The following is an 18427-nucleotide window of genomic DNA, read 5'->3' on the forward strand; positions in this document are numbered from 1 at the left end:
CACTGTCGTGCCCCGCAGCAATGCGGGGCACCCAGTAATCCGCGAGGTCGCGGGTTACATTCACGACTGACGAATTACTGGATCGCTCACTGGAGCGATGACGAAAAGAGAGACAACGGCAATGAACGGCCAAAATATCCGCATCCGTCTCAAGGCGTTCGACCATCGGATCCTCGATACGTCGACCCGCGAGATCGTGAATACGGCGAAGCGGACCGGCGCGCAGGTGCGTGGGCCGATCCCGCTGCCGACGCGCATCGAGAAGTTCACCGTCAACCGTTCGCCGCACGTCGACAAGAAGAGCCGCGAGCAGTTCGAGATGCGCACGCATAAGCGTCTGCTCGACATCGTCGATCCGACACCGCAGACCGTCGATGCTTTGATGAAGCTCGACCTCGCGGCCGGTGTCGACGTCGAAATCAAGCTTTAAGTTCAACACGAAGCTTTACGTTCAAGGTCCGACTTTCGGACGAAGAGATAGGAAGAACGCCAATGCGTTCCGGAGTGATCGCTCAGAAGATCGGGATGACGCGGGTCTTTACGGAGACCGGTGAACATATCCCTGTGACGGTGCTGAAGTTGAGCAACTGTCAGGTGCTTGGTCATCGCACCAAGGACGCGAACGGTTATGTCGCGCTGCAGCTCGGCTCCGGCGCGCGCAAGACCGTTTATCTGCCGAAGGCCGAGCGCGGGCAGTTTGCCGTCGCCAAGGTCGAGCCGAAGCGCAAGGTTGCGGAGTTCCGCGTGTCGGAAGACGCGCTGCTTCCGGTCGGCGCTGAGATCCAGGCGGATCATTTCGTGGTCGGCCAGTTCGTCGATGTCACCGGCACCTCGGTTGGTAAGGGCTTCGCCGGCGGCATGAAGCGCTGGAACTTCGGCGGTCTGCGCGCCACCCACGGTGTGTCGGTGTCGCATCGCTCGATCGGTTCGACCGGTGGTCGTCAGGATCCCGGCAAGACCTTCAAGAACAAGAAGATGCCCGGCCACATGGGCGTCGATCGCATCACCACGCTGAACCTGCGTGTGGTGCAGACCGATGTCGAGCGTGGTCTGGTGCTGGTCGAAGGCGCTGTTCCCGGCTCCAAGGGCGGCTGGATCACGGTGCGTGACGCCGTGAAGAAGCCGTTGCACAAGGACGCGCCGAAGCCCGGCAAGTTCAAGGTCGCCAATGGCGGCGCAGAGGCTGCACCCGCGGAAGCGGTGGCCGAGAAGGAGGGCGTGTGACATGGAACTGAGCGTCACCACGCTTGAAGGCAAAGCCGCCGGATCGGTGCAGCTGTCGGACGAGATCTTCGGTCTCGAGCCGCGCATCGACATCATCCAGCGCTGCGTCAACTGGCAGCTCGCCAAGCGTCAGGCCGGTACCCACAAGGCCAAGGGCCGTGCGGAGATCTGGCGGACCGGCAAGAAGATGTACAAGCAGAAGGGCACCGGCGGTGCTCGTCACGGCTCGGCCCGCGTGCCGCAGTTCCGTGGCGGCGGTCGCGCCTTCGGCCCGGTCGTGCGCAGCCACGCGTTCGATCTGCCGAAGAAGGTTCGCGCCCTCGCGCTCAAGCATGCGCTGTCGGCGAAGGCCAAGGACGGCGGCTTGATCGTGATCGACAATGCCGACCTCAAGGACGGCAAGACCAAGGGCCTGATCGCGCACTTCTCCGGTCTCGGTCTCACCAACGCGCTGATCATCGACGGCGCCGAAGTGAACACCGGTTTCGCCGCGGCTGCGCGCAACATCCCGAACATCGACGTGCTGCCGATCCAGGGCATCAACGTCTACGACATTCTGCGCCGTCAGAAGCTGGTGCTGACCAAGGCTGCAGTCGATGCGTTGGAGGCGCGCTTCAAATGACAATCGATGCGAAGCATTACGACGTGATCGTTGCCCCGGTCATCACCGAAAAGGCGACGACGGCCTCCGAACACAACAAGGTTGTGTTCAAGGTGGCGGTGAAGGCGACGAAGCCGCAGATCAAGGAAGCGGTTGAGAAGTTGTTCGACGTCAAGGTCAAGAGCGTGAACACGATCGTGCGCAAGGGCAAGACCAAGGTCTTCCGCGGCACCTTCGGCACGCAGTCGGACTCAAAGCGCGCGGTCGTGACCCTCGAAGAGGGCCACCGCATCGACGTTACGACCGGACTGTAAGGCGATACGACGATGGCATTGAAAACATTCAACCCCACGACGCCGGGCCAGCGCCAGCTGGTGATGGTCGATCGTTCCGCCCTCTACAAGGGCAAGCCGGTCAAGAGCTTGACCGAAGGCAAGCACTCGTCCGGCGGCCGCAATGCCACCGGTCGGATCACCGTGCGTTTCCGTGGCGGCCGACACAAGCAGTCCTACCGCATCGTCGACTTCAAGCGCTCGAAGCTTGATGTGCCCGCGACGGTCGAGCGTCTGGAATACGATCCGAACCGCACCGCCTTTCTCGCCCTGATCAAGTATCAGGACGGCGAGCAGGCCTATATCCTGGCGCCGCAGCGCCTGGCGGTCGGTGATACCGTGGTTGCCGGCAACTACGTCGACGTGAAGCCGGGCAACGTCATGCCGCTGGGCAACATGCCGATCGGCACGATCGTTCACAACATCGAGCTGAAGATCGGGAAGGGCGGCCAGATCGCCCGGTCCGCCGGCACCTACGCCCAGATCGTCGGTCGCGATCAGGATTACGTGATCATGCGGTTGAACTCGGGCGAGCAGCGCCTGGTCCATGGCCGTTGCACCGGCACCATCGGTGCGGTGTCGAACCCGGACCACATGAACATCTCGATCGGCAAGGCCGGTCGCAACCGCTGGCTCGGCCGCAAGCCACACAACCGCGGTGTTTCGATGAACCCGATCGATCACCCGCACGGCGGCGGTGAAGGCCGCACCTCGGGCGGTCGTCACCCGGTTACGCCGTGGGGCTTCCCGACCAAGGGCAAGAAGACCCGCAAGAACAAGTCAACCTCGAGATTCATTCTCGCCAGCCGCCACAAGCGGAAGAAGTAAGGAACGCACGCCATGGTTCGTTCGGTGTGGAAAGGCCCGTTTGTCGAGGGGTCTCTGCTCAAGAAGGCAGATGCTGCTCGTGCGTCAGGCCGTCACGACGTCATCAAGATCTGGAGCCGTCGGTCGACGATTCTGCCGCAGTTCGTCGGACTGACCTTCGGTGTCTACAACGGTCAGAAGCACGTTCCGGTCGCCGTCAACGAGGAAATGGTCGGTCACAAGTTCGGCGAGTTCTCGCCGACCCGGACCTTCCATGGCCATTCCGGCGACAAGAAAGCCAAGAAGGCTTGAGGATTAGGTCATGAGCAAACCAAAGCGCGAACGGAGCCTCGCCGATAACGAGGCCAAGGCGATCGCCCGGATGCTTCGGGTCAGCCCGCAGAAGCTGAACCTGGTCGCGGCGATGATCCGCGGCAAGAAGGCGTCGTCTGCGCTCGCCGACCTGCAGTTCTCGCGCAAGCGGATCTCGGTCGACGTCAAGAAGTGCCTGGAATCGGCGATCGCCAACGCCGAGAACAACCATGACCTCGAGGTGGACGATCTCATCGTTGCCGAGGCCCATGTCGGCAAGGGTATTGTGATGAAGCGTTTCGCACCGCGCGGCCGTGGCCGTTCGGGACGTGTGTTCAAACCGTTCTCGCAGCTGACGATCGTGGTTCGTCAGGTCGAGGCGAGCGCTTAAGCGCAGGAGAAGACGATGGGTCAGAAGATCAATCCAATCGGGCTGCGTCTGGGCATCAACCGGACCTGGGATTCCCGTTGGTACGCCGGCAAGAACGAGTACGGCAAGCTGCTGCATGAAGACGTCCGGATCCGCGAGCTGCTGCACAAGGAGCTGAAGCAGGCCGCCGTCGCGCGCATCGTGATCGAGCGCCCGCACAAGAAGTGCCGCGTCACCATCCACTCCGCGCGTCCCGGCGTCGTGATCGGCAAGAAGGGCGCCGACATCGACAAGCTGCGCAAGAAGATCGCCGATATCACCGCGTCGGACGTGGTGCTCAACATCGTCGAGATCCGCAAGCCCGAACTCGACGCGACCCTGGTCGCGGAGTCGATCGCGCAGCAGCTCGAGCGCCGCGTCGCATTCCGCCGCGCCATGAAGCGCGCCGTTCAGTCGGCGATGCGTCTCGGAGCCGAGGGCATTCGTATCAACTGCTCGGGCCGTCTCGGCGGCGCCGAAATCGCCCGCATGGAGTGGTATCGCGAAGGTCGCGTGCCGCTGCACACGCTGCGCGCCGACGTCGATTACGGCGTGGCGACCGCGTTCACCACGTTCGGTACCTGCGGCGTCAAGGTCTGGATCTTCAAGGGCGAAATCCTCGAGCACGATCCGATGGCTCAGGACAAGCGTTTGGCCGAAGGTGACAATTCGCGGCCGCGTCGCGACGCGGCTTGATTTGGTTTTTGGAAGGGTTGGCGTAAGCCAGGAACAAGAACATGTTGCAACCAAAGCGCACAAAGTTTCGCAAGGCGCATAAGGGCCGTATCCACGGCGTGGCGTCATCAGGCGCAACGCTGTCGTTCGGCCAGTATGGGCTGAAGGCGATGGAGCCCGAGCGCGTGACCGCGCGTCAGATCGAGGCCGCACGCCGCGCCCTGACCCGTCACATGAAGCGCGCCGGCCGTGTCTGGATCCGCGTTTTCCCGGACGTTCCGGTGTCGAAGAAGCCTGCCGAAGTGCGCATGGGCTCCGGCAAGGGTACGCCGGAACTGTGGGTCGCGCGGGTCAAGCCGGGCCGCATCCTGTTCGAGATCGACGGCGTCACCAACCAGACGGCGAAGGAAGCGTTGACGCTGGCCGCCGCCAAGCTGCCGATCAAGACGCGCTTCGTCGCGCGCATCGCGGAGTGAGGATTTAGCCATGGCCGAATTGAAACCCGCCGACATTCGCGCGATGAGCGCCGATCAGATGGACGACGAGATCGTCAAGCTGAAGAAGGAGCGCTTCAACCTGCGCTTCCAGCGCGCCACCGGGCAGCTCGAGAACACCTCGCGTCTGCGCGAGGCCCGTCGCGATATTGCTCGCGTCAAGACCATCGCCGCGCAGAAGCGCGCGAAGACGAAGTAAGGGGCAGACAATGCCGAAGAGAACTCTGCAAGGCGTCGTCGTCAGCGACAAGCAGGACAAGACGGTTGTGGTGCGCGTCGATCGGCGCTTCACCCATCCGATCTACAAGAAGACGATTCGCCAGTCCAAGAACTACCATGCGCACGACGAGAACAATTCGTTCAAGGCGGGCGACCAGGTGTGGATCGAGGAAAGCAAGCCGATCTCGAAGTTGAAGCGCTGGACGGTCGTCGTCCAGGACGAGAAGACTAAAACAGCTTAAGCGCAACTCCGCGCATAGAAAGAGGACGAGGTGCATCAATGATCCAGATGCAGACCAACCTCGACGTGGCCGATAATTCAGGCGCGCGCCGTGTCATGTGTATCAAGGTTCTTGGAGGTTCCAAGCGCCGGTACGCGACCGTCGGCGACATTATCGTCGTGTCGGTCAAGGAAGCCATTCCGCGTGGAAAGGTGAAGAAGGGCGACGTCATGAAGGCGGTCGTGGTGCGTGTGGCGAAGGATATTCGCCGCGCCGACGGCTCCGTCATCCGTTTCGACCGCAATGCGGCTGTGTTGATCAACAACCAGTCCGAGCCGGTCGGCACCCGTATCTTCGGGCCGGTTCCGCGTGAACTGCGCGCCAAGAATCACATGAAGATCATTTCGCTCGCGCCGGAGGTGCTGTGATGGCTGCCAAGATCCGGAAGGGCGACAAGGTCGTCGTGCTGTCGGGCCGCGACAAGGGGCGTACCGGCGAGGTGTTCGAGGTGCGTCCGAGCGAGAGCCGCGCGTTGGTGCGTGGCGTCAATCTCGTGAAGCGTCACCAGAAGCAGACCCAGGCGCAGGAAGGCGGCATCATCTCGAAAGAGGCGCCGATCCACCTGTCCAACATCGCCATCGTTGCCAAGGACGGCAAGCCGACCCGCGTCGGCTTCAAGGTCCTGGCCGACGGCAAGAAGGTGCGTGTTGCCAAGCGCACGGGAGCTGAGATCGATGGCTGAGACCGTGAACGTGCCGCGCCTGCGCGCGCAGTATGACAAGGAAATCCGGACCAAGCTCACCGAGCAGTTCGGCTACGCGAACGTCATGCAGGTGCCGACCTTGAGCAAGGTCGTCCTCAACATGGGCGTGGGCGAAGCCGTCAACGACCGCAAGAAGGTCGAGCTGGCCGCTGCCGATCTCGCGCTGATCGCGGGTCAGAAGCCGATCGTGACGTATTCACGCATGGCGATCGCGACCTTCAAGCTGCGCGAAAACCAGCCGATCGGCGCCAAAGTGACGCTGCGCAAGGCGCGGATGTACGAGTTCATCGACCGTCTGGTGAACATCGCCCTGCCGCGCGTGCGCGACTTCCGTGGCCTCAATCCGAAGAGCTTCGACGGCCGCGGCAACTATTCGCTCGGCATCAAGGAACACCTCATTTTCCCGGAAATCGACTACGACAAGTCCGGCGAGACCTGGGGCATGGATATTACGGTTTGCACCACCGCGCAGACCGACGACGAAGCGCGGGCGCTGTTGACCGCGTTCAATTTCCCTTTCCGGCAGTGAGACCTGATCGACAGGATCTCAAACGCGGAAATTCAGGAGCCTGATATGGCGAAGAAGAGTTCGATCGAGAAGAACAACCGGCGTCAGCGGATGACCAAGAACGCTGCTGAAAAGCGCGCGAAGCTGAAGGCGATCATCGCCGACAAGAAGCTGCCGCTGGAAGAGCGTTTCGCTGCCACGCTGAAGCTTGCCGAGATGCCGCGCAATTCGTCGGCGACCCGCATTCGCAACCGCTGCGAAGTCACGGGCCGGCCGCGCTCGGTCTACCGCAAGAACAAGCTGAGCCGTATCGCGCTGCGCGAGCTCGGTTCCAAGGGCCTGGTTCCAGGCCTCGTCAAGTCGAGCTGGTAAGGAGGGTCGCAGATGTCCACGCACGATCCGATCAGCGATCTCATCACCCGCATCCGCAACGCGCAGATGCGCAACAAGCCGAAGGTTTCGACCCCGGGCTCGAAGATGCGCGCCAACGTCCTCGAAGTGCTGAAGAGCGAAGGTTACATTCGCGGCTTCGCCAGCGTCGAGCATGCCGGCGGCCGCAGCGAGCTCGAGATCGAGCTGAAGTATTTCGATGGCGAGCCTGTGATCCGCGAGATCGAGCGGGTGTCGAAGCCGGGCCGGCGTGTTTACGCCTCGGTGAAGAACCTGCCGCGCGTCAACAACGGCCTCGGCATTTCAGTGCTGTCCACGCCGAAGGGAATTATGGCCGACCACGCCGCGCGCGACGCGAACGTGGGCGGCGAAGTTCTCTTCACCGTGTTCTAATTCAGGAAGGGTAGAGCCATGTCCCGCGTTGGCAAACGACCAGTACCGGTGCCGTCGGGCGTGACCGCGACCGTCGAAGGGCAGACCGTCAAGATGAAGGGGCCGAAGGGCCAGCTTCAGTTCATCGTGCATGATGACGTCACGGTGAAGCTCGACAACGGTGCGATCAAGGTCGATCCGCGTTTCGAAACCAAGCGTGCGCGCTCGCTGTACGGTACCGCTCGTGCGCAGGTCGCAAACCTGGTCGAGGGCGTCACCAAGGGCTTCGAGAAGAAGCTGGAAATCACCGGCGTCGGTTACCGCGCCGCGGTGCAGGGCAAGAACCTGCAGCTCGCGCTCGGCTACAGCCACGACGTGGTCTACGCGATCCCGGAAGGCATCGCGATCGTCACGCCGAAGCCGACTGAAATCGTGATCACCGGCAACGACATCCAGCGTGTCGGCCAGGTCGCCGCCGAGATCCGCGGCTATCGTCCGCCGGAGCCCTACAAGGGCAAGGGCGTGAAGTACGCCGGCGAATTCATCTTCCGCAAGGAAGGCAAGAAGAAGTAACGGAGCGGGTCATGTCGAAACTCAAGATTACGAATGCCCGACGCAAGAATCGCGTAAGGGGTCAGATCCGCCGCACGGCGAACGGGCGTCCGCGTCTGTCGGTGTTCCGCTCGTCGAAGCACATCTATGCCCAGGTCATCGACGACCTGAAGGGCGAGACGCTGGCTTCGGCTTCGTCGCTGGAAAAGACGCTGCGCGACGTCGGCAAGACCGGCGCCGACACCGATGCAGCAGCCGCGGTCGGCAAGCTGGTGGCGGAACGCGCCGTGAAGAACGGCGTCAAGGAAGTGATTTTCGATCGTGGTCAGTATCTCTACCACGGCCGCGTCAAGGCACTCGCCGATGCGGCGCGTGAAGGCGGGCTGAGCTTCTAAGTTTTGAACGAACACAGGATAGAGGCAGACGGCCTCTCAAGGATTGGACAGCACCATGGCAGGTGAACGCGAACGCGGCGGCCGCGACCGGAACAATCGTGAAGAGCGCGACAGCGAGTTTGTCGACAAGCTCGTTCATATCAACCGTGTCGCCAAGGTCGTGAAGGGCGGTAAGCGCTTCGGTTTCGCAGCGCTGGTCGTCATCGGCGATCAGAAGGGTCGGGTCGGTTTCGGCCACGGCAAGGCGCGCGAAGTGCCGGAAGCGATCCGCAAGGCGACGGACTCGGCGAAGCGCAACCTCACGCGGGTGCCGCTGCGCGAAGGCCGCACGCTGCATCACGACATTGCCGGCCGTCATGGCGCGGGCAAGGTGTATCTGCGCGCAGCCCCTCCCGGCACCGGCATCATCGCCGGCGGCCCGATGCGCGCCGTGTTCGAGAGCCTCGGCGTCCAGGACGTGGTGGCGAAGTCGATCGGATCGTCGAACCCCTACAACATGGTTCGCGCCACCTTCGATGCGCTGAAGCACCAGGATTCGCCGCGGTCGGTTGCCTCGCGCCGCAATCTCAAGGTTTCGGTTCTGCAGTCGCGCCGCGTCGGCGGCGATGCTGAAGCGGCCGCGGACTAATTCGCGCCTGATTGGAGTTTGAGACAATGGCCAAGGCCGCAAAGACCATCAAGATCGAGCAGTATGGCAGCGCAATCCGCCGCCAGGCGGATCAGCGCGCGACGCTGATCGGACTCGGTCTCAACAAGATCGGTCGCGTCAACGAGCTGGAGGATACGCCTTCGGTTCGTGGCATGATCGCGAAGGTTCAGCACCTCGTTCGCGTCGTCGACGAGAAGTAAGGAGACAGGGCGATGAAGCTCAGCGATCTCGCCGATAATCCCGGCTCGCGCAAGAAGCGCATGCGGCTCGGCCGCGGCATTGGTTCCGGCAAGGGCAAGACCTCGGGCCGCGGCGGCAAGGGCCAGACCGCGCGTACCGGTGTGCGCATCAAGGGCTTCGAAGGCGGCCAGATGCCGTTGCATCGTCGTCTGCCGAAGCGCGGGTTCAACAACATCTTCCGGCTCGATCTGGTCGAGATCAATCTTGATCGCCTCCAGGACGCCATCGATGCGAAGAAGCTCGACATCAAGGAGACGATCAACGCCGAAGCCCTGGTGAAGGCTGGCGTGTTGCGCCGCGCGCGTGACGGCGTTCGGCTGCTGGGTCGTGGCGAAATCAAGGCAAAGATCGTCGTCGAGGTGCATGGCGCGTCGAAGTCGGCGGTGGAAGCCGTCGAGAAGGCCGGCGGTTCCGTCAAGATCCTGGCTCCCAAGGAGCCCGAAGGCGAGCAGAAGGCGTCGTAATCCTCGCATCACCGCCCGCGACAGCGGGCGGTCTGCTGCTGCGCGGGTGATGGATTTCCGGTAAACCGCGACCATATATGGGTCCGGTGCCGACTCGATGCCCCGCCTGAGCGGGGCGTCGCGGTCAGAGGGGCGCGGAACGCGGGAATAAGGCAAGACAAATGGCATCTGCAGCGGAACAACTCGCAGCCAATCTGAACTTTTCGGCGCTGGCGAAGGCCGATGAACTGAAGAAGCGCATCTGGTTCACCCTGGGTGCGCTGCTTGTTTATCGGCTCGGGACTTACATCCCGCTGCCGGGCATCGATCCCGGGATCTGGGAGCAGGTGTTCCGCACCCAGCAGGGCGGCATTCTCGGCATGTTCAACATGTTCGCCGGCGGCGGTATCCACCGCATGGCGATCTTCGCGCTGAACATCATGCCGTACATCTCGGCATCGATCATCATCCAGCTTCTGACGACGGTGTCGCCGCAGCTCGAGGCCCTGAAGAAAGAGGGCGAGGCGGGCCGCAAGACACTCAATCAGTACACCCGCTATCTCACCGTGCTGCTCGCCGCGTTCCAGTCCTACGGCATTGCCGTCGGTCTCGAAGGCGCAGGCAACGTGGTCAGCGATCCCGGCATGTTCTTCCGGATCTCGACCGCGATCACGCTGACCGGCGGCACCATGTTCCTGATGTGGCTGGGCGAGCAGATCACCTCGCGCGGCATCGGCAACGGCATTTCGCTGATCATCCTGTCCGGCATCGTTGCCGAACTGCCGTCGGCGATCGCCGGCACCCTCGAACTCGGCCGCCAGGGCGCGCTCTCGACCGGCATCATCCTTCTGATCATCATCATGGCGGTCGCCGTGATCGCCTTCATCGTGTTCATGGAGCGCGCGCAGCGCCGGCTGCTGATCCAGTATCCGAAGCGCCAGGTCGGCAACAAGATGTTCGAGGGCCAGTCCTCGCATCTGCCGCTGAAGCTGAACACCTCGGGCGTGATTCCGCCGATCTTCGCATCCTCGCTGCTGCTGCTGCCGACCACGGTCGCCAACTTCAATGCGGGCAAGGGACCGGAATGGTTTCAGTGGCTCACCACCCAGCTCGGCCACGGCCGGCCGCTGTTCCTGGTGCTCTATCTCGCGCTGATCGTGTTCTTCGCGTTCTTCTACACCGCGATCGTGTTCAACCCGACCGAGACCGCCGACAATCTGAAGAAGCATGGCGGCTTCATCCCCGGCATCCGTCCGGGCGAGCGCACCGCCGAATACATCGATTATGTGCTGTCGCGAATCACGGTGCTCGGCGCTATCTATCTGGCGATCGTCTGTCTGATCCCGGAAATCCTGATTTCCTACGCTTCGGTGCCGTTCTACTTCGGCGGCACCTCGTTGCTGATCGTGGTCAGCGTGACGATGGATACCGTGGCCCAGGTGCAGGGCTATTTGCTGGCCCATCAGTATGAGGGGCTGATCAAGAAATCGAAATTGAGGGGCCGTCGTCGATGAGACTTATCCTTCTCGGGCCGCCGGGGGCGGGCAAGGGAACACAGGCGAAGCTTCTCGTTGAACGTTACGGCATCGTTCCGTTGTCCACCGGCGACATGCTGCGTGCAGCCGTCGCGGCCGGCACGCCGGTCGGGCTCAAGGCCAAGGACATCATGGCCGGCGGCGGCCTGGTCCCGGACGAAGTCGTGGTCGGCATCATTGCCGATCGGATCCTGGAGCCGGATGCGGCACAGGGCTTCATCCTGGATGGTTTTCCGCGCACGGTGCCGCAGGCCGAAGCGCTGGACCGGCTGCTGAAGGAGCGGGGCCTCAAGCTCGACGCAGTGGTCGAGCTGCGGGTCAACGAAAGCGCGTTGCTGCAGCGCGTCGAGGCGCGGGTGGCGCAGATGGAAGCCCGTGGCGAGACGGTCCGAATCGACGATACCCCCGAGGTGCTGTCGAAGCGTCTGGCGGCCTATCGCGCCCAGACCGAGCCCCTGGTGCATTATTATTCCGAGCGCCGGGCGCTGCTGACCATCGATGGCATGATGACCATCGACGAGGTCACCAAGGAGATCGAGCGGGTCTTGTCGGCCATTGTGGCCGCCGAGAAGCGGGCAAAGGCGGCTCCCCGGAAGGCCAGGGAACTGAGCAAGGCGTCGAAGGTCGCCAAGACGGCCGCGAAAGCCCCTGTAAAGGCTGACAAGGCGGTCAAAAAGCAGGCTGCCGCAGCCAAGACGGCTCCGAAGAAGGCCGCCAAGAAGGCTTCCAAGAAGCCCTCCAAGGCGGCGGCCAAGGGTGCCAAGAAGGCGGCATCCCGGAATACCGCTAAGAAGGGCGGCAAAAAGGCGGTCAAGAAGGCCGCCAAGGTCGCTAACAAGGCTGCCCGGAAGGCCGGTTCCACGGCCAAAAAGGCGGCAAAAAAGCACGCGAAATCGCGGTCAAAGACCGTCAAACGGTTGACGAAACGACGTTGAGTCCTTTAATACAGCCCGCATCCTGTCGGATACGTTTCTAACGATGCCGGGCCCCGAAGAGATTTAAGGGGAGGGCGTCGTGTTTGCGTTTGCAAACACCGCCCGACAAACGAACGAAAGCCGGCCCGAAGCGGTCGGTAACAGGAGTGAAGACTGTGGCCCGTATCGCCGGTGTGAATATCCCGACCAACAAGCGCGTGCTGATCGCGCTTCAGTACATCCATGGCATCGGCCAGAAGAACGCGGCCGAGATCCTGGAGAAGACCAAGATTCCGGTGGACCGCCGCGTCGCCCAGCTGAGCGATGCCGAGGTCCTGCAGATCCGCGAAGTGATCGACCGCGACTATCTCGTCGAGGGCGACCTGCGCCGTGAAGTCGGCATCAACATCAAGCGCCTGATGGACCTCGGCTGCTATCGCGGCCTGCGTCATCGTCGCGGCCTGCCGGTTCGTGGCCAGCGCACGCACACCAACGCGCGCACCCGCAAGGGTCCCGCGAAGGCGATCGCCGGCAAGAAGAAGTAATTGGCGTCATAGCCAGCCAGACACGCGCCGGCCTCGCATCCGCTTGGCCGGCATAACAGTTGAATATTCCCCAGCATCCGGAATGACGGATGCGCTTGAAGGAAGATAAAATGGGTAAAGAAGCCACCCGCGTTCGCCGTCGTGAACGCAAGAACATTGCCTCCGGCATCGCGCACGTGAATTCGTCGTTCAACAATACGACCATCACCATCACCGACGCGCAGGGCAACACCATCGCCTGGTCGTCGGCCGGCACCATGGGCTTCAAGGGCTCGCGCAAGTCGACACCGTATGCGGCGCAGGTTGCCGCCGAAGACGTGTCGAAGAAGGCGCAGGAACACGGCATGCGCACCCTCGAGGTCGAGGTTGCAGGTCCCGGTTCGGGCCGTGAATCGGCGCTGCGTGCGCTGCAGGCCGCGGGCTTCACCGTCACCTCGATCCGTGACGTGACCACGATCCCGCACAACGGCTGCCGTCCGCGCAAGCGCCGTCGCGTTTGATTTTTGTTGCGGGTGGCATGGCCACCCGCACTGCTTTTGAGACGATTTGTTGCGCGGACTGATCCGCGATCTCCAACGCCGGTAATTCAGACGGCATGGGTGAAAAAAAGTGACGATCCAGAAAAATTGGCAAGAACTTATTCGACCGAACAAGTTGCACGTCACGCCGGGTTCTGACGCGACGCGTGTCGCGACCGTGGTTGCTGAACCGCTCGAGCGTGGCTTCGGCCAGACGCTGGGCAACGCGCTGCGCCGCATCCTGCTGTCGTCGCTGCAGGGTGCAGCGGTGCAGTCGGTGCACATCGACGGCGTGCTGCACGAGTTCTCCTCGATCCCCGGCGTGCGCGAGGACGTGACCGACATCGTCCTCAACATCAAGGACATCTCGATCAAGATGCAGGGCGAAGGCCCCAAGCGCATGATCGTGAAGAAGCAGGGTCCGGGCGTCGTCACCGCCGGCGACATCCAGACCGTCGGCGACGTGGTCGTGCTCAATCCCGACCTGCAGCTCTGCACCCTCGACGAGGGCGCTGAGATCCGCATGGAATTCACGGTCAACTCGGGCAAGGGCTATGTCGCCGCCGAGCGCAACCGTCCGGAAGACGCGCCGATCGGCCTGATCCCGGTCGACAGCCTGTTCTCGCCGGTGCGCAAGGTGTCGTACAAGGTCGAGAACACCCGCGAAGGCCAGATCCTCGACTACGACAAGCTGACCCTGACCATCGAGACCAACGGCGCGATCACGCCGGACGATTCGCTGGCCTATGCCGCGCGCATCCTGCAGGACCAGCTCAACGTCTTCGTCAACTTCGAAGAGCCGCGCAAGGAAGTGGCCGCAGAGGTCATTCCGGATCTCGCGTTCAACCCGGCCTTCCTCAAGAAGGTCGACGAGCTCGAGCTGTCGGTGCGCTCCGCCAACTGCCTGAAGAACGACAACATCGTCTACATCGGCGATCTGGTGCAGAAGTCGGAAGCGGAAATGCTCCGCACCCCGAACTTCGGCCGCAAGTCGCTGAACGAAATCAAGGAAGTGCTGGCTCAAATGGGCCTGCATCTCGGCATGGAAGTGCCGGGTTGGCCGCCGGAGAACATCGACGAGCTGGCCAAGCGCTTCGAGGATCACTACTGAGCTTGTTTTTCCGGGATGCATCAGTGCGTCCCGGAAAACATTGGGCGAACACAGGAAGCCCACCTGGGAAACTTGTCCGACGAACCGTCGTGGCAGAATTGAAGAAGGAATAAGTCAATGCGTCACGGCAAGGTTCACCGCAAGCTCAACCGCACCGCCGAACACCGGCGTGCGATGTTTGCCAACATGTCTGCAGCGCTGATCAAGCACGAGCAGATCGTCACGACGCTGCCGAAGGCCAAGGAGCTGCGGCCGATCGTCGAGAAGCTGATCACGCTCGGCAAGCGTGGCGGGCTTGCGCTGCGCCGCCAGGCCATCGGCGAGATCCGCGATGTCGAGCAGGTCAAGAAGCTGTTCGACGTGCTGGCGCCGCGCTACAAGGATCGCCAGGGCGGTTACACCCGCATCATCAAGGCAGGCTTCCGCTACGGCGACAACGCCGCGATGGCGGTGATCGAGTTCGTCGACCGCGACGTCGATGCCAAGGGCCTGGACTCCGGCCCGGTGCAGGAAAAGACCGAAGAAGCGGCGTAAGCAGCCTCAAGGTCCGAAGGTTTCAAAAGCGGCGCTTCGGCGCCGCTTTTTTGTTGCCCGGGTTTCAACGCGCGCGGGTCACGATCGCGGGCGCGCACGGTTGTTTCGGGGCGGCCCGCACCCGATATGTGCCCCGTCGCAACAGGGAGTTCAGCACATGAAAATCGATCTGTCGGGCAAGACGGCCCTGGTCACGGGATCCACCGCCGGCATCGGCCATGCCATCGCCAGGGGCCTCGCGGCGACCGGCGCCGAGGTCGTGGTCAACGGCCGCTCCCAGGCCAAGGTCGATGCGGCTGTCGCGGCGATCGCCAAGGCGGTGCCCGGCAGCAAGGTCCGGGGCATCGCGGCCGACGTCTCCACGGCGGCCGGATGCGGGGCGCTGGTTGCGGCGCTGCCGGAGACCGACATCCTGATCAACAATGCCGGGATCTTCGAGCCGAAAGACTTCTTCGACATTCCCGACGCGGACTGGAGCCGGTTCTTCGAGGTCAACGTCATGTCCGGTGTGCGGCTGTCGCGGGCCTACATGCAGGGCATGCTGAAGCGCAACTGGGGGCGCATTGTCTTCATCTCTTCGGAGTCCGGGCTGAATATCCCGACGGAAATGATCCACTACGGCATGAGCAAGACCGCCCAGCTTGCGATCTCGCGCGGCCTTGCCGAATTGACCGCCGGCACCGCGGTGACGGTTAATTCGGTGCTGCCTGGCCCGACGATGTCGGAAGGGGTCGAAACCTTTGTTGCGGATCTCGCCCGGCAGAACGGCCAATCGGTGGAGCAAGCGGCGGCGCAGTTCGTCAAGCAGCACCGGCCGAGCTCGCTGCTGCAGCGCTTTGCCAGTGTCGATGAGATCGCCAACATGGTGGTCTATATCAGCTCGCGCGAGGCCTCCGCCACCAATGGTGCGGCGCTGCGCGTCGAGGGCGGCATCGTCCAGACCATCGCCTGATACGCCCGTCCATCCCGGACGCTCCGGTATCGCCGTTCAAACGCAGTGAACGGCGGTTCACCTGGCCGGCGAAAGTGCTTCTGCCGCCCATGATTCTCTGGTTCCATCGGCTCGGGGCTCAAGAGGGGCAGGGGACATGAGAGTGGTATTGGCCGCGGTCTTCGCGCTGGCGGCATCAGTGGCGTGCGCGCAAACCCCGATCGAGCGGGGCGCCTATCTCGTCAACGCGGTGATGGCCTGCAACAGTTGCCACACGCCGATCGGGCCGAACGGCCCGGATGTCTCCAGGCTGCTGTCGGGTGGGCGCACGTTCGACGAGCCGCGGTTCAAGGTCACCGGGTCGAACATCACCCCGGACAAGGACACCGGCATCGGCAACTGGAGCGATGCCGAGCTCAAGGCCTTCCTGCGCACCGGCGTCCGCCCCAATGGCGTGCCGGTCGCGCCGATCATGCCCAACATCTTCTACACGGTCCTGACGGCACGCGATCTCGATGCGCTGGTGGCTTATCTGCGTTCGATTCCCGCGGTGCATCGCGAGACGCCGGCGCCCGAATACCGGGCCAAGTCACCGCATGAGGAGGCGCCGTACGCCGGAGCGCAAATGACCGAGGCCGATCTGGCCGATCAGGTCCAGCACGGCCGCTATCTGGCAACGATCGCCCACTGCCTGGAGTGCCACACGCCGCCGGGCGAGGCCGGCCACGACTTCGCCAATTCCGCCGGGCGCGGCGGCACGGTCTTCAAGGGGCCGTTCGGGGACGTGGTCTCCGCCAACATCACCTCGCATCCGACCAAGGGCCTGGGCGGCTGGAGCGATGACGAGATCAAACGCGCCTTGACCCAGGGCATCTCGCGCGACGGCCGCAAGCTGAAACCACCGATGGCCTATGCCGCCTATGCGCATATGACGGCGCAGGATCAGAGCGCGCTGGTGGCGTTTCTGCGCACACTGCCGGCGCGCGAATGAAGCGATCGTGCAAACGGAAGAGAGCGATGCTCTCTTCCGTCGCTGCATTGCCTGAACCTACCAGCCTTCCAGCACCAGCTTGCCGGTGGACCGGCCGCTTTCGATCGCGGCGTGGGCACGCTTGAGGTTCTCCGCATTGATCTTGCCCAGCACCTTGTCGAGGGTGGTGCGCAGCACGCCATTGTCGATCAGGTTGCCGACATCGTTGAGCAGGCGATGCTGCGCGATCATGTCGGCGGTCTGGAAGGACGAGCGGGTGAACATCGATTCCCAATGCAGCGAGCCGGCTTTGCCCTTGAGCAGCGAGACGTTCAGCGTGGCCGGATCGTCGATCAGGCCGAACTTGCCTTGCGGCGCCAGGATGTCGGCCAGCGCCGGGAAATGCTGCTCGGTGCCGGTGAGGCTCGCGATCAGCCGCACCGGCGGCAGCTTCAGCTTCTCGATCTGCTCCTTCAGCGGCTTGCTGTGATCGACCACCGCGTGGGCCCCGAGATCGAGGCACCATTTGGTCGATTCCGGCCGCGATGCGGTGGCCACCACCGCAAGGCCGGTGAGCCGCCGGGCGAGCTGGATCAGGATCGAACCGACGCCGCCGGCGCCGCCGACGATCAACAGCGTCCGCGGATCGATGCTCTTGCCGGGCTGAACATCCAGCCGGTCGAACAGCAATTCCCAGGCGGTGATCGATGTGAGGGGAAGAGCTGCGGCCTGCGCGAACGACAGCGACTTCGGCTTGCGCCCGACGATGCGCTCGTCGACCAGGTGATATTCGGAATTGGTGCCCTGGCGCTGGATCGAGCCGGCGTAGCAGACCTCGTCTCCGGCCTTGAACAGCGTGACGTCGGGGCCGACCGCGTCGACCACGCCGGCGGCGTCGAAGCCGAGGATCTTGGTCTCGCCCGCCGGCGGCGCGGCGCGCAAACGCACCTTGGTGTCGACGGGGTTCACCGAGATCGCCTTCACCGCGACGCGGATGTCGCGTCCCTTCGGCTCGGGTGTTGCGGTTTCGAAATCGATCAGCGCATCCGCCGCATCGATGGGAAGAGGTTTTGTGTAGCCGACGGCCTTCATCCGACATGTCTCCGTTTCGGGTGACGGCATCTCGCCGCCAGCGGAGCATTTTCCGGCAAAGTGGAAACCGGTTTGCCGCAGAAAATGCTCTATTCAAATCGCGCGTGTTCTGATCGCAAAACCGGTATCCACTTTTGCGGAACACGCGCCCTAGGTGTCGCCATGGGGCAGAGATTGCAAGTACGGTCCGCAATGGAAGATAGGACACCCGGAGATACTATCGAGCCTGCGCCGCACTTCAATTGGCGCGAAAGTCCCTCGTTTTTTGATGCGCCTCCAGCGTTCCGTCGGAACGGATAGCCTGAAAACAAAGACCTCCGGCGCGGTGCGCCGGAGGTCTTCGAAGGTCAGGCAAACGGGGATCGGATAACACGATCCCCGTTCAGGCCAGGTCAGAAGTTGCGTCGCACTTCGACCGCGCCCTGGAGGACATTCTGGTCCTTGAGCTGGAACGTGGTGTTGGCCGGGTAGCCCGACACGGCCGTGCCGCTGGCGGTGAAGGTGCCGTTGAGGTGCTGATCGATCCGGACGTAGCTGAATTCGGCTGCGAACGTCAGGTCCTTGACCGGGGTCCACGCCGTTCGGGTGCCGATTTCGGCCAGGCTCAGGTCGAAGCTGCCGGTCGCGTTGGTCGCGCCGGTGCTGAGCCGTCCGGCGTTGGCGGCAGCCAG

Annotated in this window: 31 protein-coding genes; 29 read left to right on the plus strand and 2 right to left on the minus strand. The window is 63.0% G+C overall.

Annotated elements, in window-relative coordinates; all coding sequences use genetic code 11:
* Window positions 1-121 precede the first annotated feature (121 nt).
* From rpsJ to HY68_RS39265, 29 genes are all read left to right on the plus strand, one after another.
* Window positions 122-430 (plus strand): 30S ribosomal protein S10, encoded by a 309-nt coding sequence (gene rpsJ, locus HY68_RS39125; protein ID WP_002712302.1) that lies wholly within the window; start codon window positions 122-124, stop codon window positions 428-430.
* A 62-nt stretch (window positions 431-492) separates the two neighbouring features.
* Window positions 493-1224, plus strand: coding sequence for a 50S ribosomal protein L3 (rplC, locus tag HY68_RS39130; protein WP_042002487.1), 732 nt, complete (start codon window positions 493-495; stop codon window positions 1222-1224).
* 1 nt (window position 1225) lies between these two features.
* A complete protein-coding gene (rplD, locus tag HY68_RS39135; protein ID WP_042002488.1) occupies window positions 1226-1846 on the plus strand; it encodes a 50S ribosomal protein L4 in 621 nt (206 codons plus the stop codon).
* The gene (locus tag HY68_RS39140; RefSeq protein WP_042002489.1) at window positions 1843-2139 is read left to right on the plus strand and encodes a 50S ribosomal protein L23; all 297 of its coding nucleotides are present in this window, start codon (window positions 1843-1845) and stop codon (window positions 2137-2139) included. Before rplD ends, HY68_RS39140 begins: the two co-directional genes overlap by 4 nt.
* A 12-nt stretch (window positions 2140-2151) precedes the next feature.
* Window positions 2152-2985, plus strand: a complete 834-nt coding sequence (rplB, locus tag HY68_RS39145; protein ID WP_042002490.1) for a 50S ribosomal protein L2 — start codon at window positions 2152-2154, stop codon at window positions 2983-2985.
* A 12-nt stretch (window positions 2986-2997) separates the two neighbouring features.
* A complete protein-coding gene (gene rpsS / locus HY68_RS39150) occupies window positions 2998-3276 on the plus strand; it encodes a 30S ribosomal protein S19 (protein WP_008136357.1) in 279 nt (92 codons plus the stop codon).
* A gap of 70 nt (window positions 3277-3346) precedes the next feature.
* Window positions 3347-3667 carry a 50S ribosomal protein L22 gene (gene rplV / locus HY68_RS39155; RefSeq protein ID WP_347560705.1) on the plus strand — a complete coding sequence of 107 codons (321 nt, stop codon included), beginning with the start codon at window positions 3347-3349 and terminating at the stop codon, window positions 3665-3667.
* Between the two features lie 15 nt (window positions 3668-3682).
* Window positions 3683-4381: a 30S ribosomal protein S3 gene (rpsC, locus tag HY68_RS39160; RefSeq protein WP_042002492.1), complete on the plus strand. Its 699-nt coding sequence runs from the start codon at window positions 3683-3685 to the stop codon at window positions 4379-4381.
* A 41-nt stretch (window positions 4382-4422) separates the two neighbouring features.
* A complete protein-coding gene (gene rplP, locus HY68_RS39165) occupies window positions 4423-4836 on the plus strand; it encodes a 50S ribosomal protein L16 (protein ID WP_042002493.1) in 414 nt (137 codons plus the stop codon).
* Window positions 4837-4855: 19 nt separating this feature from the next.
* Complete coding sequence (rpmC, locus tag HY68_RS39170) at window positions 4856-5053, plus strand: 50S ribosomal protein L29 (RefSeq protein WP_198533598.1); 198 nt, start codon at window positions 4856-4858, stop codon at window positions 5051-5053.
* A 10-nt stretch (window positions 5054-5063) separates the two neighbouring features.
* Window positions 5064-5315, plus strand: a complete 252-nt coding sequence (rpsQ, locus tag HY68_RS39175; RefSeq protein ID WP_042002495.1) for a 30S ribosomal protein S17 — start codon at window positions 5064-5066, stop codon at window positions 5313-5315.
* A 38-nt stretch (window positions 5316-5353) separates the two neighbouring features.
* The gene (gene rplN / locus HY68_RS39180; RefSeq protein ID WP_042002496.1) at window positions 5354-5722 is read left to right on the plus strand and encodes a 50S ribosomal protein L14; all 369 of its coding nucleotides are present in this window, start codon (window positions 5354-5356) and stop codon (window positions 5720-5722) included.
* Window positions 5722-6036, plus strand: coding sequence for a 50S ribosomal protein L24 (gene rplX / locus HY68_RS39185; RefSeq protein WP_042002497.1), 315 nt, complete (start codon window positions 5722-5724; stop codon window positions 6034-6036). The genes rplN and rplX overlap by 1 nt, the downstream gene beginning before the upstream one ends.
* Before the next feature lie 10 nt (window positions 6037-6046).
* Window positions 6047-6586, plus strand: coding sequence for a 50S ribosomal protein L5 (rplE, locus tag HY68_RS39190; protein WP_347560706.1), 540 nt, complete (start codon window positions 6047-6049; stop codon window positions 6584-6586).
* A gap of 45 nt (window positions 6587-6631) precedes the next feature.
* Window positions 6632-6937 carry a 30S ribosomal protein S14 gene (rpsN, locus tag HY68_RS39195; protein WP_042002499.1) on the plus strand — a complete coding sequence of 102 codons (306 nt, stop codon included), beginning with the start codon at window positions 6632-6634 and terminating at the stop codon, window positions 6935-6937.
* Window positions 6938-6949: 12 nt separating this feature from the next.
* A complete protein-coding gene (gene rpsH, locus HY68_RS39200; RefSeq protein ID WP_042002500.1) occupies window positions 6950-7348 on the plus strand; it encodes a 30S ribosomal protein S8 in 399 nt (132 codons plus the stop codon).
* A gap of 18 nt (window positions 7349-7366) precedes the next feature.
* Window positions 7367-7900 carry a 50S ribosomal protein L6 gene (gene rplF / locus HY68_RS39205; RefSeq protein WP_042002501.1) on the plus strand — a complete coding sequence of 178 codons (534 nt, stop codon included), beginning with the start codon at window positions 7367-7369 and terminating at the stop codon, window positions 7898-7900.
* A gap of 11 nt (window positions 7901-7911) precedes the next feature.
* The gene (gene rplR, locus HY68_RS39210) at window positions 7912-8274 is read left to right on the plus strand and encodes a 50S ribosomal protein L18 (RefSeq protein ID WP_042002502.1); all 363 of its coding nucleotides are present in this window, start codon (window positions 7912-7914) and stop codon (window positions 8272-8274) included.
* Window positions 8275-8329: 55 nt separating this feature from the next.
* On the plus strand, window positions 8330-8902 hold the full coding sequence (gene rpsE, locus HY68_RS39215) for a 30S ribosomal protein S5 (RefSeq protein ID WP_042002503.1): 573 nt from the start codon (window positions 8330-8332) through the stop codon (window positions 8900-8902).
* A gap of 26 nt (window positions 8903-8928) precedes the next feature.
* Entirely contained in the window at window positions 8929-9123 is a 195-nt protein-coding gene (gene rpmD / locus HY68_RS39220) for a 50S ribosomal protein L30 (RefSeq protein ID WP_042002504.1), read from the plus strand.
* A gap of 12 nt (window positions 9124-9135) precedes the next feature.
* On the plus strand, window positions 9136-9627 hold the full coding sequence (rplO, locus tag HY68_RS39225; RefSeq protein WP_042002505.1) for a 50S ribosomal protein L15: 492 nt from the start codon (window positions 9136-9138) through the stop codon (window positions 9625-9627).
* Between the two features lie 161 nt (window positions 9628-9788).
* The gene (gene secY, locus HY68_RS39230; RefSeq protein WP_042002506.1) at window positions 9789-11120 is read left to right on the plus strand and encodes a preprotein translocase subunit SecY; all 1332 of its coding nucleotides are present in this window, start codon (window positions 9789-9791) and stop codon (window positions 11118-11120) included.
* On the plus strand, window positions 11117-12076 hold the full coding sequence (locus HY68_RS39235) for an adenylate kinase (protein WP_042002507.1): 960 nt from the start codon (window positions 11117-11119) through the stop codon (window positions 12074-12076). Before secY ends, HY68_RS39235 begins: the two co-directional genes overlap by 4 nt.
* A 155-nt stretch (window positions 12077-12231) precedes the next feature.
* Window positions 12232-12600: a 30S ribosomal protein S13 gene (gene rpsM / locus HY68_RS39240; RefSeq protein WP_042002514.1), complete on the plus strand. Its 369-nt coding sequence runs from the start codon at window positions 12232-12234 to the stop codon at window positions 12598-12600.
* 110 nt (window positions 12601-12710) lie between these two features.
* A complete protein-coding gene (gene rpsK, locus HY68_RS39245) occupies window positions 12711-13100 on the plus strand; it encodes a 30S ribosomal protein S11 (protein WP_006021048.1) in 390 nt (129 codons plus the stop codon).
* 109 nt (window positions 13101-13209) lie between these two features.
* On the plus strand, window positions 13210-14229 hold the full coding sequence (locus HY68_RS39250) for a DNA-directed RNA polymerase subunit alpha (protein ID WP_042002508.1): 1020 nt from the start codon (window positions 13210-13212) through the stop codon (window positions 14227-14229).
* A gap of 117 nt (window positions 14230-14346) precedes the next feature.
* A complete protein-coding gene (rplQ, locus tag HY68_RS39255; protein WP_042002509.1) occupies window positions 14347-14763 on the plus strand; it encodes a 50S ribosomal protein L17 in 417 nt (138 codons plus the stop codon).
* Between the two features lie 157 nt (window positions 14764-14920).
* Complete coding sequence (locus HY68_RS39260) at window positions 14921-15715, plus strand: SDR family oxidoreductase (RefSeq protein ID WP_042002510.1); 795 nt, start codon at window positions 14921-14923, stop codon at window positions 15713-15715.
* Between the two features lie 136 nt (window positions 15716-15851).
* Entirely contained in the window at window positions 15852-16685 is an 834-nt protein-coding gene (locus tag HY68_RS39265; protein ID WP_042002511.1) for a c-type cytochrome, read from the plus strand.
* A gap of 57 nt (window positions 16686-16742) precedes the next feature.
* Here the strand turns inward: HY68_RS39265 and HY68_RS39270 are convergent, their stop codons facing one another.
* A complete protein-coding gene (locus HY68_RS39270; protein ID WP_042002512.1) occupies window positions 16743-17756 on the minus strand; it encodes a zinc-binding alcohol dehydrogenase family protein in 1014 nt (337 codons plus the stop codon).
* 392 nt (window positions 17757-18148) lie between these two features.
* Window positions 18149-18427, minus strand: a 279-nt coding sequence (locus tag HY68_RS39275; RefSeq protein ID WP_042002513.1) for a porin, incomplete at its 5' end; no start/stop codon positions are given.

The sequence above is a fragment of the Streptomyces sp. AcH 505 genome, from assembly GCF_000818175.1.
Taxonomy (GTDB): domain Bacteria; phylum Actinomycetota; class Actinomycetes; order Streptomycetales; family Streptomycetaceae; genus Streptomyces.